The organism is Deltaproteobacteria bacterium, from assembly GCA_016930875.1.
In the GTDB taxonomy this organism is placed as follows: domain Bacteria; phylum Desulfobacterota; class Desulfobacteria; order Desulfobacterales.
In genome coordinates this window covers 1-15,088 of the sequence record JAFGFW010000211.1, presented here as the reverse complement: position 1 = coordinate 15,088, position 15,088 = coordinate 1, and the positions used below count along the sequence as shown (strand labels likewise).

The following is a 15,088-nucleotide window of genomic DNA, read 5'->3' as shown; positions in this document are numbered from 1 at the left end:
CCTTCGAAGCTTCGGCGAAGTAGGCATGGCGAAGTCGGCTCAGGATCACTTTTCTTTTGTTAACCCGCCTTCGGCGGGAGGTTTCAGTTCTTCGTTGAAACACTCAAACCGTGAAGCGAAAAAAAACGAAATGTTAGGATTTTTTTCTTGACTTGGTAATTGGAATGAATATATTAAAAACCGACTGAGGGCTCAGTCGGTTTTGGCCGCAGGAGTATCACATGTCCAAGAAAGAGACCATCCTTCACATCGCAGCTACCCTCTTTTCCGAAAAGGGCTTCAAGGACAGCTCCATGGCCGAACTCTCCAAGATTACCGGGGCGGCCGAGGGCACAATTTTCTATCATTTCAAGAACAAGGAACAGATCTTTCTCTCCATCCTCGAAGACCTGAAAGCCCGTATCATAGACGAGGCCGACCGGTATTTTGGAGAAAGGGAGTTCGACACCGGTCTGGAGATGGTCGAGGGGGCCATATCGTTCTATCTGTATCTCGCCGGAAGCATGGAAAAGAGGTTTCTTCTTTTACACCGCCACGACGCCTATGAGCTTGCCCAGGCCAATCCCGAGTGCAGGGGTCATCTTGAGGCGATTTACAACTGCCTCCTGGACATTTTCGAGCGGGCCGTTGTTCTCGGACAAAAGGATGGATCCATTGGAAACATGTCTGCCCGAAAAACGGCATTAATTATCTTTTCCATGGTCGACGGCATAGTGCGGTTTAACACCTATAACCTTTACGATGCGGGCGGTCTCTACAACGAGCTTATGCAATCGTGTCGCAGGATACTTGAGAACAGAGAATCTTAGTAAGAGGTAACGCCAATGCTGACGAAATTTTTTCCGTTTATTGGTTGGTTTAAGGATTACGGTTTTGACAGGTTTAGAATTGACGCCATCTCGGGATTGACAGTAGCACTCGTTCTCATTCCACAGTCGATGGCTTACGCTCAATTGGCCGGGCTCCCTGCATACTACGGGCTCTATGCCTCGTTTCTCCCGCCCATGATTGCCTCTCTGTTCGGCTCGAGTCGTCAATTGGCTACCGGTCCCGTGGCGGTGGTCTCGCTCATGACGTCCGCGTCGCTTGAGCCACTGGCCACTGCGGGAACGGAGGGATACATTGCCTACGCCATCCTGCTGGCCCTCATGGTCGGGGTGTTTCAGTTCTCTCTGGGCGTACTGAAGCTCGGCCTTGTGGTCAACTTCTTGTCCCACCCGGTGGTGAACGGGTTCACGAACGCGGCGGCCATTATCATTGCCTCGTCGCAACTCTCGAAGATGTTTGGCGTGTACGTGGACAAGGCCTCGCATCACTATGAGACGATTATCCATGTATGTAAGGCGGCTGTTCACTATATGCACTGGCCAACGCTGTCTATGGGTGCGCTGGCCTTTGCAATCATGTACGGACTGAAACGGGTCTCGCCGAGGATGCCTAATGTGCTTGTGGCCGTGGTTGTGACCACTCTTATTTCTTGGGCCGTAGGGTTCCAGCACAACACTATGGTTGATATTTCCGCCATCCAGTCGCCGAGGGTCCGCAGCCTGATCAGGGAATTTAACGCGGCTGTGGCCGGCATGAAGCCTCTCGCGCAAAAGCGGTCCGAGGTGAGCGAGGCCCTGGACAAGGCCAAGGACGCCCACGACACGATCGGTGTCCTTGATGCGGAGCACGACACGAGCGTCATCGGCATCAAGATTGAGCGGCTGAAACATGAAACACATGTCTACCGGGAGCAAATCAGGGACTTACTGTTCGAGGGCGCAAAGGATCAAGGGGGCTCACAGAGATTCTACCTGCAGAATGAGGTTCCACAAGGGATCAGAGCTGACGGGCGTACCTGGCGCATCAAGGTGGGGAACAAACCGCTGAAGGAGAACAAGTTGCTCATGATGGGCGGTGGCGCGGTGGTCGGTGAGATCCCCAGTGGCTTGCCTTCCTTGTCTGTTCCAAACATCAACCTCAAGATTATCCTGCACCTTTTGCCCTTTGCCGCCATCATTTCGCTCTTGGGTTTCATGGAAGCCATCGCCATCGCCAAGGCCATGGCCGCCAAGACCGGCCAGCGCCTGGATCCCAACCAGGAACTGATCGGCCAGGGTCTGGCAAACATATTAGGGTCTCTCAGCAGAAGTTATCCAACCTCAGGTTCCTTCTCCAGATCGGCGGTCAACCTTCAAGCTGGAGCGGTCTCCGGCCTGTCCAGCGTGATTACCAGCCTGATGGTGGTCACTGTGCTCTTGTTTTTTACGCCGCTTCTCTATCACTTGCCCCAGTCCGTACTGGCCGCGGTTATCATGATAGCGGTCATCGGCCTTGTAAACGCGTCAGGCTTTATCCACGCATGGAGGGCTCAATGGTATGACGGGGCCATATCCATAATTTCCTTCATTTGCACCTTAGCCTTTGCCCCGCACCTGGAAAAAGGCATCGAGATCGGCGTGGTCCTCTCGCTTCTCGTATTCCTGTACAAGAGCATGCGACCCACTGTTGCCTCCTTGTCCAGACACGAGGATGAAACACTACGCGATGCCGTGATCTTCGGCCTTAAGGAATGTCAGCATATCGCCGTGGTCCGATTCGATGGCCCGCTCTTTTTCGCCAATGCGAGCTTCCTGGAGGACCAGATCACGGAACGTATGCTCAAGATGGAAAACCTGAAACACATTGTTATTGTGTTCAACGGTATTAATGATATGGATGCGTCAGGTGAAGAAGCCTTGTCCCTTGTCATAGACAGGTGCAGGAGCGCCGGCGTGGACGTCTCCTTGAGTGGCGTGAATGAGTCTGTCATGGCGGTATTCAGGCGCACACACCTCCTGGAGAGGGTCGGCCGGGACCACATCTATCCGACCATTGACAAGGCCATCTGTTCGGTTCACGGCCATACTCATACTGGGGGTGAAGAAAAAACGTGTCCGCTCACAACCGTTTGCCAGCTATCTTAAACATGTGACAGGAAAAGGGGGAGCAAGATGTCTGTCATCACCGTATTCAACGGTATTTTCTGCATGGAAGACTCTGTTGTCCGAGAAACGCTTGACAGGACAGATTCCAGACTCATTACCGACAAAAAGCTTGTGGCCGAAGCCAGCAAACTGTCCGGCATGGCCGAGAGCAAAATAGCACAGGCTTTCTCAACCAAGACCTCGGTTTTCAACAAGTTTACCCACGAACGTGAGCGTTCTGTCGCCTTGCTCAGGCTCGTCCTGGCCGAAACGCTTTGCAGCGATAACGTCATTATCTTCGGGTTTGCGGCACACTTGATTCCCAGGGAGATCACTCACGTGCTTCGTGTTTGCCTTATTGCAGACATGAAGTTCAGGCTATCCGTGGCCAACAAGGAGCGGGGCCTCTCCGAGAAGGAAGCGGGAAAGCTCATACACAGACATGACGAGGACTGTGCAGCCTGGGTTAAGACTCTATTTTTCAAAAATGATCCATGGAGTTCTTCTTTTTATGACATTGTTATTCCCATGAACAAGAAAAGCTCGCAAGAAGCCGCCACGCTTATCGATGAGAACGCGAGCAGAGAGGTTCTCCAGGTCACTGAAGGATCAAAAAAGGCAGTGGAAGACTTCCTCCTGGCTGCAAGGGTGGAGGTGGCTTTGGCCAAGGAGGGGCACAACGTAAACGTGAGCGCGAGGAACGGTTCAATCACCTTGACTATCAACAAGCACGTTCTAATGCTGCACCGACTCGAAGAGGAACTCAAGTCCATTGCAGACAAGGTGGAAGGGGTCACATCTGTTAAGACCGAGGTCGGCAAAGATTACTACCAGACCGACATCTACCGCAAGTATGATTTCGACATGCCGTCCAAGGTTCTGCTCGTAGACGATGAACGCGAGTTCGTCCAAACCCTGTCCGAACGCCTGCTCATGCGCCAAATGGGCTCTGCAGTGGCTTACGACGGGGAATCAGCCCTGCACTTGGTCAAAGAGGACGAGCCGGAGGTCATGATCCTGGATCTTAAGATGCCCGGCATAGACGGCATGGAGGTGCTGCGGCGGGTCAAGGAAACACGTCCGGAAATCGAAGTCATCATTCTTACCGGTCATGGATCCGACGTCGACAGGGAAGTGTGTATGAAGCTAGGCGCCTTTGCCTACCTGCAAAAGCCGGTAGATATTGATGTGCTCAGTGATACGCTCAAGAGGGCCAACGAGAAGATTCAAGAAAAAAAGAACGGAAAGCGCTAACCGGCTCGGGCGCCCAGTTTTTCATCTGGTGCACGATGACAAACATATAGGCCGGGATCGAACATGTCTATATTGGGAAGATTAAAACCAGACTTTTGGGATCATAAGGATAGCGATAAGGGGCCGTTCAAGCACCTCTTTAACTTTCGCCGTATCTGGAAGCTGGCGGTCCTTCTTACGGCTGGAGTTGCCTTGGCGCCGGTGATATCAATGACCGTGTTAGATTACAGGGTAACACAGAATGCCATGGAATCTGAAATCCTTCTGCGCACGTCCAGGCTGGTGTCTAATTCCCGTCGGACCGTCACGTATTTTCTCGCGGAACGAAAGTCCGCGCTGGATTTCATCGTCCACCAGAACGCCTTTGAGGTGTTGACCGATCCAAAGAAACTCGCTTCAATTCTGGAGAATCTTCAGAAGGCCTTTGTCGGGTTCACGGACCTCGGAGTGATCGACTCGTGGGGCAGGCAGCGCACCTATGTGGGGCCGTACAGGCTTGAGGGCATGGACTACAGTGACCAGGACTGGTTTGAGGAAGTCCTGGTTAGCGGAGTGTACATCAGCGACGTGTTCCTGGGATTCCGGCAAACTCCCCATCTGGTCATTGCCATTGAGCATAGCCTGCCGGACGGGTCTTTTTATGTCCTTCGGGCAACGGTGGATACGGAGCAGTTCAATGAATTGCTCTCACAACTCCAGATGAGCGGGCGGGGTGATGCCTTCATCGTCAACCATCAGGGCACGATCCAGACCCCGTCTCGGTACCATGGCAAGGTTCTTGAAAAAATGTCCTTGCCCGTTCCGGAGTATTCGCCGACCACGAGGGTTTTCGAGAGCAAAGGCGTTAATGGCGAGCCTCTTGTTGTCGGCTATGCCTACATCGGCGATACGCCCTTTATCCTGATGATCGTCAAGCAGAAGGGCGAACTCATGAAACCCTGGCACAAAACCCGCAGAAAGCTTATCGCGTTTCTGGCGATTAGTATTACTATCATAATGATCGTGATACTGGGCGTTGCTACGCGTCTAGTCAATAAGATACACGATGCGGACGAGAAACGGGTGATGACCCTGCACAAGGTGGAGTACTCAGACAGGATGGCTTCCATTGGTCGGCTAGCAGCGGGCGTGGCCCACGAGATCAACAACCCCTTGGCTATTATCAACGAAAAGGCCGGGCTGATTTACGACATATTCAATCTGAAGGATGAGTACGCGAAGGACGAAAAGATAATCGGCCTTGTAGAGTCGGTCCTGTCCTCGGTGGAGCGGTGCGGAACCATTACGAAAAGGCTTTTGAGTTTTGCGCGCCACATGGACGTCAGTATCCAGTCCATTAACCTTAAAGATCTCATTGACGAAGTCCTCGGTTTTTTGGGTAAGGAGGCCGAGTACAGGAGCATCACCGTGAACGTGGACGTGCCCGATGATATACCAACACTTAAGAGCGATCGGGGAAAGCTTCAGCAGATCTTTCTTAACCTTGTGAACAATGCTTTCGCAGCCATGAGCGACGGCGGAAAACTGGACGTGAAGGTTTGCCGCGAGGATGAGGACTCCGTTTCGGTCAAGGTGGTCGACGATGGGTGCGGCATTCCCGAGGCAGACCTCAAGCGGATCTTTGAGCCTTTTTTTTCCACCAAAAAGAAAAAGGGCGGGACGGGTCTCGGTCTCTCCATTACATACGGGCTTGTCCGCAAACTCGGTGGCAACATGTCAGTGGCAAGCGAAGTCGGGAGGGGAACAAGTTTTACTGTTACGCTGCCGCTTCTCTTGAAACAGAAAACAAAGAGGTTACACGCATGAGAGTGTTATTAGTGGACGATGAAGAAGAACTGGTATCCGCCTTGGCGGAGCGGCTTCGCATCAGGGGGATCGACGCGGACTGGGCCTGCATCTGCTATGACGCCATACGGCGAGTGGAATCAAAAAGGTATGATATTGCCGTGCTCGATGTGAAGATGCCCAAGATGAGCGGGATTGAACTGAAGAGAAGATTGGAGGAAAAGCGTCCTGGGATGAAATACATCTTCATGACCGGGCATGGTTCAGAAGAGGATTTCCGGGCCGGTTCAGCTGAAGCCGGAACCGCTTACTATTTAGTCAAACCTGTTAAAATAGAGGATCTCATTGAGAAGATCAATGAGATCCTCAACGACTGAAGAGGTGTGCCATGAGCTGCGGATGTGACATGATTGGTGAAACAGGGCTTCGGTTCTATGGGAAAATGACCGCCTCTATGTCCCATGAAATCAAAAACGCCCTGGCTATTATCAACGAGAACGCTGGGCTTCTGGAAGACTTCACTCTCATGGCAGACAGGGGGATGCCCATCGACCCTGGACGGCTCAAGACCCTGGCCGAGAAGGTCATCAAGCAGGTCCAGCGGGCGGACGGAATCGTCAAGACAATGAACAGGTTTGCCCATAGCATTGACGAATCCGTGAAGAACGTTGAATTGGATGAAGTCCTTGACTTCGTGGCCACGCTCTCCGGCAGGTTGGCTTTCGTGCGAGGCGTAACTCTGGAAGTGGAGTCTGGCGCGATTCCGGTTACGATCGCGACAAGATCCTTTTTTCTGGAAAACCTGGTGTGGCTGTGCCTGGATTTTGCTATGGACGCGACTGGTGGCGGAAAGACCGTCGGCCTTAGGGCCGAACAGACGGAAAACGGGGCGCGGCTCAAATTGACGCAGCTCCAAGGCCTTTCGGAAAGGACGACGAGTGCGTTTCCGGGGGAAAGGGAAATAGCCCTGCTTGACGCGCTCAGGGCTGAACTTGCGATCAATGAAAGAGCTGCAGAGATTGTTCTCATGCTGCCGAGAGACATCGGCCAGTAGGGTCAGGTGTCCGTTCCGGCAGGCAAATACTGTACTATTTTGGAAAGGAGTATTGCCATGACCGAAAAAGTTTTACTCGTTGACGACGAAGAGGATTTCATTGAAACCCTGGGAGAGAGAATGCGAGCCCGAGGTATGGACGTATCAACCACTACCTCAACCAAGGATGCCCTCAAGAAGGCGGAGGAGGGATCCTTCGACGCTATCGTTTTAGACCTCATGATGCCCGAAATGGACGGTCTTGAGGTCCTGAAGATACTTAAAGAGAAGAGACCCGAACTCCAAATTATCCTGCTCACCGGGCACGCTACCCTGGAAAAGGGCATTGAGGCTATGAAACTCGGCGCAATGGACTTTGTCGAAAAACCGGCCAACATGGATGCTTTGACCGAAAAAATCAGGAATGCCCAAGCAAAAAAAATGATCCTCGTGGAAAAACAAACCGAGGAAAAAATCAAGGATATCATCCAGGGCAAAGGCTGGTAGAACCCGGGCATTGGATAGAATGAAGGGTACGAATTGTTGAGTAGTTGAGCGGTTGAGTAGTTGTGCTCGGTAGAGATCAACGACTCAGCCAATCAACAACTCAATGAGTACCCGTCTATGGCTATGAGATTTGATGAGGCTAATCCCTTGCTTTGGTTCACCCTTGCCCTTGCGACAGCGCTTTCGGTTGCCACTGGAGATGCCCTTACCAAAAAGTTCTTTGGCCGTTTCTCAGCCCTTGAGATGGCGGTTGTAGCTTCGCTGTTTAGCCTCCCGTTTGTACTGATTACGCTCCCCTTTATACCTATTCCTGAATTGGACAGGGTTTTCTGGCAGACAGTCTCTATATTGGTGCCCTTGGACAGCTTCGCCTTTTACCTTTACATGAAGGCGATCAGAGTCTCTCCCCTTTCCCTTTCTATTCCGTTTTTGTCTTTTACCCCGGTCTTCATGATATTCACCGGATTTTTCATACTTAAAGAGGTCCCGAATTTGTTTGGAGGCCTTGGAATAGGATGTGTGGTAATAGGTAGCTATGTGTTGCATGGTACTGAAGTAAAACATGGGTACCTCGCCCCATTTCAAGCTATTTTGAAGGAGCCCGGATCGATATTGATGCTCATTGTTTCCTTGATATATTCTCTCTTGGCTGTTCTGGGGAAAAAGGCCATCCAGCACTCATCCCCGCTCTTTTTCGGATTTTTCTTCCTTGGCGCTTTTGATCTCGTGACACTGGTTTTCTTTCCTCTTTTTGGTAAGATTCGATGGGGAGCCTTGCTAAGAATGCCCAATAAGGGGATATGCGTGGGGCTCTTGCTCTATGTACATGTGCTGTGCCATGTCATGGCCATAAGTATGGTCAAAGCAGTTTATATGATTTCAGTGAAACGAATGAGTGTTTTATTTAGTGTTGTGTACGGGTGGCTTCTATTCAAGGAATCTGAGATCTCCAACCGGATGTTAGGAGCCCTGCTCATGTTTTTGGGAGTGGTCTGTATTTATTTGTTGGGATGAAAGCAAATAGTCTCTGAACGAAAACCCCTGGTCCCGAGCTGTCATTGCGAGGAGTGAGGAGTTGCGAGGCGAAGCCGAAGCAAACCCGGGGATTCCTCGCTTCGCTCGGAACAGGTTCCGCAATCCCCTTATTTTCAGGAGATTGCTTCAGTCGTACCTCCCTCGGAATGACCGGTTATAGGGCTTTTTGCGAAATCACGAAGCTTGTTTGATCCCGTCTGTTTGATAATCTAAGATGAAACCAATGAGACCAGTACTGGAAGAAGGGTTTGCCAACCTTGCGTCGACACCGGGCGTCTACCTCATGAAGGATGCCAACGGGCGCATCATCTATGTAGGCAAGGCAAGAGACCTGAAAAAACGTCTCGCCTCCTATTTCAGCAAGACAGCACATAAGGATTTGAAGGCAAGGGTCCTGATTGAAAAGATCGCAGACTTTGAAACCATCATTACCAGCACTGAAAAAGAGGCCCTGATCCTTGAGTCCAACCTGATTAAGAGACACCGTCCCCGCTACAATGTTATTCTGAAAGACGACAAGCGGTACCCGTGTCTTCGCCTTAACATCAAAAGTCCCTATCCGAATCTGATCATTGCAAGGAAACTTCAAAAAGATGGGGCCCTCTATTTCGGTCCCTTCACCTCGGCAGGCGCTGTACGAGAGACACTTAAAGTAATCCATCGAACTTTCAAGCTTCGCAAGTGCAAGGGCAACAATCCCAAGCGTCGAGATCGCCCGTGTCTTAATTATCAGATGGGGCTGTGCCTTGGACCGTGCAGCCGCCCTGTTGATCCATCCGAATACAGAGCAGTTGTTGATCAGGTCATACTATTTTTGAAAGGACGAATGCCGGAGCTGATCAAGCATGTGAAAAAAGAGATGGAAGCGGCTGCATCCCGGCAGGATTTCGAGGCAGCCGCGGCATACAGGGACAGGCTCTTCGCCCTTGAAGAGACATTGGAAAAACAGGTAGCTGCCACGGCGGATTTTAAGGACAGGGATGTGGTAGGGATGGCTCGACAGGGGAGGGCGGTCCTGATCATGGTTCTTTTTATCCGGGGCGGGTTCTTGCTGGGCAACCGGCCATTCCGCTTTGCAGATACTTTGGCCCCTGACAACGAGGTTATTTCTTCATTTGTGAAGCAGTATTACGAAAATGCCCCTTTCATACCAAAAGAGATTTTGATGTCCGGCGCTCCTGAAGACAAAGACCTGCTCGAAGAATGGCTGGAGGAGCTGAAAGGCGAGAAGGTCTATATCATGATGCCCAAAAGAGGTGAGAAGGCTAGGCTTCTTGAGTTGGCTGCGCAGAACGCCGAAAAGAGTCTGCGCGACCACCTCAATGCTGCACTGGCTGAAGAAGGGATGCTGGATCGACTTCAAAAGGCGCTTGCCTTGTCCAGACGGCCCGAACGGATAGAGTGCTTTGACCTTTCCAACATCGCCGGAACTGAAGGTGTTGGCGCTATGGTCTTATTTGAAAGGGGTAAACGGGCTCCACAGGGGTATCGGAGGTACCGGATTAAGGCTGTATCAGCAAGAGATGACTATGCAATGCTGAGGGAGGCGCTCTCACGGAGATATAAGAAAAGAGAAGTTGAAGGATCTTTGCCTGATTTGTTGATTGTAGACGGTGGAAAGGGACAACTGAACAGCGCCGTTTTTGTGCTCAAAGGTTTAGGCCTCCACGGTTTGTTTGACCTTATCGGGATCGCCAAAAAAGACTCTCAGCGCGGTGAGACAGAAGACAAAATATACAAGCCCGGGCGCAAGAACCCGATTAATCTAAGAAAGTCTCCCGAAGCGTTGCTCTTTTTCCAAAGGATACGAGACGAGGCCCACCGTTACGTGATTGCCTACCATCGCAAACGACGGATGATAACCTACCGGAAGTCAATACTGGAACACATCCCCGGGATCGGAAGCAAGCGCCGAAAAAACCTGCTAAAGCATTTTGGAAGCCTGAAGCGCATTAGAGCCGCTTCTGTTGAGGATCTTTCCACTGTGCCCGGCATGACTCGCCAAGCAGCTCAAGCCGTTTTTGATGCGTTGAGACAATGAGGTCTGAAATCCTAAAACGCCCCCAGTTGACACGGACTAATCTTGATCTCCAGGACGTCACAGGCAGCGCTTACCTTCATCTTGTGAACTCCGAACGTCTTTGCAATCTCCCAGGCCTTCTTGCAGGGTAAGCGTTCGTTCAAAAGAGCGTTTCGGATGGCCTCTTCCAACGCTGCGCTCACCAATGCCGAAGGTCTGACAATAGATTTTTTGTGATGATAGCCGAACAGTCCAAGTTGGCATTTGAGCAATCGCAGCTCCATGAGATCTGCCGCGCGGCCAATGGCCTCTGGCGTGACCTCAAGGCGTTTAGCCACATCAAAGGCCACGGCACAGGGAAGCCTCCCGTCGACAGCTCGCTTCAAGAGGGTATCCCTGATCAGCTCATCTACGACCGCGTCTGGTCCGTGTTTTCGGGCATAATGCCCGGCATCCTCGTGGGTCATGGTGACCCTGTGTAACGAGTAGTCGCTTTCATTTTGGGTTTTTTGCACCCCTTGACTGGCTCCCGGCCGGTATGAGAAAAGAAAGGCTGAAATGGCCCGGGATGTTGGTAACTTTTGTTCTCACGTTGTTTTTTTTCAACAACAAGTTGCCATAGTACAAAAGTGTATCCACAAGGGAGATGGAATTATGTTCAAAGAAATATGCGTGAACGGGATTCTTGTGAAAAAGCATATCCAAGTATTTGCCTTGCCGTACATGGCCGTTGTGCAGGATCCTGGCGATGATGTGACCGTTGTCTCTTTCCGTTTCACACCTTATTGTTCTGTCAGAAACATTTCTCAGGCAGTCTTGACATAGCAACAGAAAGACAAGAAAGATCATAACGAATTCTCCCTCGTTTGATTCCGTTATCGGCAGTTTTGTTCGCCGCTTAAAGGTTATGCTGTTACCTTCAAGCCCTTCTGGCGCACGAACCATGCCTATTGCCTTTGAGAGGCTCTTGTTGATGTCAAACCGGCTAATATCCGTCGGTTCATGGCAACAGGTATTCTCCAGCATGTGTTTGAATCTGTTAGAAAGATCCTTAACAATCTGTTCGACCTCTTCTATTTTTTCTGCATAATAAGTAAGTTCGTCACCATTTTCTGTCCGGGATTCTTTCCCGGATAATGCCAGCTTGTATCGGAGGAGGTCCAGTTGAGCCAGAAGGCAAGTGAGGGGATCGCATACCTTCTCCAGCACATTCCTTATGAGGAAACCAGTGGCGGTCGCCCCGAGGATCTGTTGAAGGTGATTCAGGCTCAGATCATCCGCACTCAATGTGCTTGGGTGGTCTTGCTGTTCCAAACGGTATTTCTCCCTTTCTTGACTGAAAAATCCGGTCATATCTTCAATATGGATTGCCCTGGAAGTTGACCAGAGTCGTTCGGGGAGCACGCGGATTCTCCAAAAAAGGGCCTTGCCCCCATTTGGCTGTATACGAAACAATCCAGTGGCGGGTGATGAAAGGCCAGTAGTATGAGGCTCTGCCAATAGATTTGACAGACCCTGTCGATCATCGGCATGGGCAAAGTCTGAAACGGACTTTCCTGTCACATCAACGTCGGAACATCCCAGGAGTTGAAGAAAACGTTCGTCGTATTGTATGATTTTCCCCCTCGGGTTGACCCACACGCACGCGTCGCTCACTGCCTGGTATAGACAAGCCAAATGGGAATCTACATCTCGTCGCAGGCTCTGCACCGCTTTCTCGGCTACCGGAAATGGGATAGAAAAAGCAATGGGTTCGGAAAACCGAATCCCCATATTCCTCCTATGAGCTTTCTGGCCGGTAGTCCAGCGGACTTCGCCGGCAATTTCTGTCTTTTCCTGATGATGTGGCAACACAAACATGAAACGGCAGGGTTGGCCCGGTTCTAGGAGCGTTTCAGACCTTAACGCCATGCCGTTTGGACTTATGTCATGGCTATTCATGTCATGTTTGAAGGAATCCTGGGTTTCATCGCCAAATCCGTGGCACTCAACGGGCAACAGCAGTGGAACACGTATTTCGTTCCTTCTGTCGATGTTCATAATCTGCCTCCATGCAGGTACATGTGTAACCGTTCACGGGTTCAGGGTTAAAAGTTCAGAGGTTGCAGGTTCATCTCACAAACCCGCCTGTCGGCGAGGCAGGTCTGAACCGTCCCGCCGAAGACGGGTTAACGGAAGAAAGGTAACCCCCTCCGGGGCGTAGGCCTCTCCGAGTTGTAGGCTCTTTGAGCCGGAAGCCTACAGGCCGGAGGCTGAACGGTTCACCCTGTTAAATAGCAGGGTTCGCTTCGGGACACGAAGTGTAATATTTTCAAGCCGTCAGGCGCAACCTTGCGCCAAATTTAACGGGCTGAACTCTGAACCTGTGAACGCTTGCGCACATGTCTTAAAAAAACAAAGCGTTGCAGTCTTACCCCACCCAGACGATCTCTCCCCTTTTCAAAGGGATGCTTCCACAATCTCCCCCATTTTCTAAAGGGGGGCCGAGGGGATTTTGTAGGGCATCAGGTTTATGAATTGATCCTCAAGTCAACGGCATTGGGGGTAGAGGTGGGCCTGCCACCAGATTCATATTTGAGTACCGATTGCTAGTACCACAGAAATAAAAGCATTAAAAGCAATTTCAGTGCCAGAAATTGATTCGTCGGTATTTTTCTACTCGACAAGGCGGAATCCCTTTGTGGTTGCGGGTTTGAGTTGAAGTTCGTCATGGAATCGGATCGGACATCGAGAAAGCGCCAGTTGGAAGTTTTATGACACACATTGGCATTATTTTCTATCTCTCCGTTAGGGGCGCGAACTAGATCTTTTTGTGTCCAAATATAACCTATTGTAAAAGTGGAATATATCTGGTTGATGCAGTTGGGTGATTGGCAGAGATATTTTCTGCCAACATGTAGTGAAAAATTATACACACAACAGAATATCTTAATAATCCGGGGTTGATGTCTTTGCGAGGGAGGGGCGTGAAATTTTCGGGCATGCTTTGTCGGTCGAGAGGCAAACTGAGGGCTCGCAACGACATGAAGTTTTTTGCAAACATTGTGAGAAATTTGGTTGACAGGCACTGCATATTGTGGTAACAAAAACGCTAACTTGGTTGTCTCTATGGCAACATCCAGGGGTAAACACTTCCCCTCCATAGTAAGTTCTTACCACTTTTAGGCAAGACTTTTCCTATCCCCAAGATGGTCGTTTACGGACAGACTATCTAATGTGCCATGATATTAATTGTAACTAGGTGAAATATATTAAAGAATGTACCTTGTGAGTTTTCTTGCCCTTTTTTGAGTCTATTGGCACGGACCTTGTAGGATAAAGTTTTCAGACCAAGAATCCTTTGGTTAAGACAAACGTGATGAACTTAACATTCTTGGGTCCGAGATAACAGAGCTGTGCTAAAGAAAATCCTAAATGTGCAACACCGTTTGAACCCCCTTCATGTGTATTGTCGCTTGATTGAAAGAGGGCTGAATAAGAAGCTGTCTTTTTCAATATGTAAGTACTACGAAATACTTATATATAGTTGGCTTGTCTGGTTTACTATAGTTTCCGTGCATGTTTGCAGGTTTGGGAAGCCGACAAGCTAGTTTCCACCCCACCGCCGACTATTTGAGGACGTCCCAGAGCTATTACAACAAAACGGACTGGTGTTTCCCAAGGTCACGGAACGCCAGGCAAAGGGTGAGTTGCTATTTCGGGAGCGTAGCCAATATCTGTCTCGGAACAAGCGAAAATGTTTTTCCTGGCATGAGTCTGACACGGTTGGCTTTTTAGAAGACCTCCCTTAACCCCAAGGCAAGGGAAATAGAATACACAGGCAAATAGACGGAACAAGATTCATCTGTATGTATTTTATTACCACTTTCTTGGTAAAATGTTTTCTCCTGACCACGAACTTTTCGGCCGAGACACGTGTTGCCAGAGGTTGACTGGTTTTGAATGTGGGCTGTAACTATCTGATATATCACAAGAAGTGAATTGCGCAGGTTTTTCTGTCCTCATTTTAAGTCCTTGGCACAGACCTTGTAGTAACAGGATGCCAAACGGAAAACACCTTGGCAGAAACGATTGGCAGTTTGAGGGCTTGAGGTCAGGAGATGACAGGAAATGATAGAAAAGCTCTTATACATTCAACACCGTTTCAACCCACTTCATGTTCATTGCCGTCTGGTGGAAAGGGGCTTCAGCAAGGGCCTATCTGTTTCAATATGCAGGTACTACGAGGTTCTCATATACAGTTGGCTTGTCTGGCTTAGCGTGGCCGGGATACAGATGTGCAAGTTTTTGAAGCTGGTAAGCTGAGTTAGGCACTGTAAGTAACCCTCAACGATCAAAAAACAGAGTCAGGTGAAACGATTCTGGAAAGGAGGGAAATTGAGGAATTTGGATACAAAAAATCTAAGAAAGGGGGGAACAAAAATATTGAAGTTAAAAATCTTAATATTATCATTTTTAGCAGTTTTTTTAGTGGCTGGGAGTGCATCCGCAGTGCTCATCTAT

The 15,088-nt window shown here is 50.0% G+C and carries 12 protein-coding genes; 10 read left to right on the top strand and 2 right to left on the bottom strand.

Annotated elements, in window-relative coordinates:
* Positions 1 to 221: 221 nt before the first annotated feature.
* From JW883_17360 to uvrC, 9 genes are all read left to right on the top strand, one after another.
* Complete coding sequence (locus JW883_17360) at positions 222 to 809, top strand: TetR/AcrR family transcriptional regulator (GenBank protein MBN1844032.1); 588 nt, start codon at positions 222 to 224, stop codon at positions 807 to 809.
* 15 nt (positions 810 to 824) lie between these two features.
* Positions 825 to 2,951: a SulP family inorganic anion transporter gene (locus JW883_17355; protein MBN1844031.1), complete on the top strand. Its 2,127-nt coding sequence runs from the start codon at positions 825 to 827 to the stop codon at positions 2,949 to 2,951.
* A gap of 27 nt (positions 2,952 to 2,978) precedes the next feature.
* Complete coding sequence (locus tag JW883_17350) at positions 2,979 to 4,205, top strand: response regulator (GenBank protein MBN1844030.1); 1,227 nt, start codon at positions 2,979 to 2,981, stop codon at positions 4,203 to 4,205.
* Between the two features lie 63 nt (positions 4,206 to 4,268).
* The gene (locus tag JW883_17345; protein ID MBN1844029.1) at positions 4,269 to 6,011 is read left to right on the top strand and encodes an ATP-binding protein; all 1,743 of its coding nucleotides are present in this window, start codon (positions 4,269 to 4,271) and stop codon (positions 6,009 to 6,011) included.
* Positions 6,008 to 6,367, top strand: a complete 360-nt coding sequence (locus tag JW883_17340) for a response regulator (GenBank protein ID MBN1844028.1) — start codon at positions 6,008 to 6,010, stop codon at positions 6,365 to 6,367. Before JW883_17345 ends, JW883_17340 begins: the two co-directional genes overlap by 4 nt.
* Before the next feature lie 11 nt (positions 6,368 to 6,378).
* Positions 6,379 to 7,044, top strand: coding sequence for a HAMP domain-containing histidine kinase (locus tag JW883_17335; protein MBN1844027.1), 666 nt, complete (start codon positions 6,379 to 6,381; stop codon positions 7,042 to 7,044).
* A 57-nt stretch (positions 7,045 to 7,101) separates the two neighbouring features.
* Positions 7,102 to 7,530 (top strand): response regulator, encoded by a 429-nt coding sequence (locus tag JW883_17330; GenBank protein ID MBN1844026.1) that lies wholly within the window; start codon positions 7,102 to 7,104, stop codon positions 7,528 to 7,530.
* A 117-nt stretch (positions 7,531 to 7,647) separates the two neighbouring features.
* Entirely contained in the window at positions 7,648 to 8,544 is an 897-nt protein-coding gene (locus JW883_17325; GenBank protein ID MBN1844025.1) for a DMT family transporter, read from the top strand.
* 244 nt (positions 8,545 to 8,788) lie between these two features.
* Positions 8,789 to 10,606 (top strand): excinuclease ABC subunit UvrC, encoded by a 1,818-nt coding sequence (gene uvrC, locus JW883_17320; protein MBN1844024.1) that lies wholly within the window; start codon positions 8,789 to 8,791, stop codon positions 10,604 to 10,606.
* An 11-nt stretch (positions 10,607 to 10,617) separates the two neighbouring features.
* Here the strand turns inward: uvrC and JW883_17315 are convergent, their stop codons facing one another.
* Both JW883_17315 and JW883_17310 read right to left on the bottom strand, forming a co-directional pair.
* Positions 10,618 to 11,052, bottom strand: a complete 435-nt coding sequence (locus JW883_17315; protein ID MBN1844023.1) for a hypothetical protein — start codon at positions 11,050 to 11,052, stop codon at positions 10,618 to 10,620.
* Between the two features lie 28 nt (positions 11,053 to 11,080).
* Positions 11,081 to 12,625, bottom strand: a complete 1,545-nt coding sequence (locus tag JW883_17310) for a PilZ domain-containing protein (protein MBN1844022.1) — start codon at positions 12,623 to 12,625, stop codon at positions 11,081 to 11,083.
* Between the two features lie 2,070 nt (positions 12,626 to 14,695).
* Between JW883_17310 and JW883_17305 the strand changes: the two genes are divergently transcribed.
* Positions 14,696 to 14,890, top strand: coding sequence for a hypothetical protein (locus tag JW883_17305; protein ID MBN1844021.1), 195 nt, complete (start codon positions 14,696 to 14,698; stop codon positions 14,888 to 14,890).
* The last annotated feature ends 198 nt before the right edge of the window (positions 14,891 to 15,088 follow it).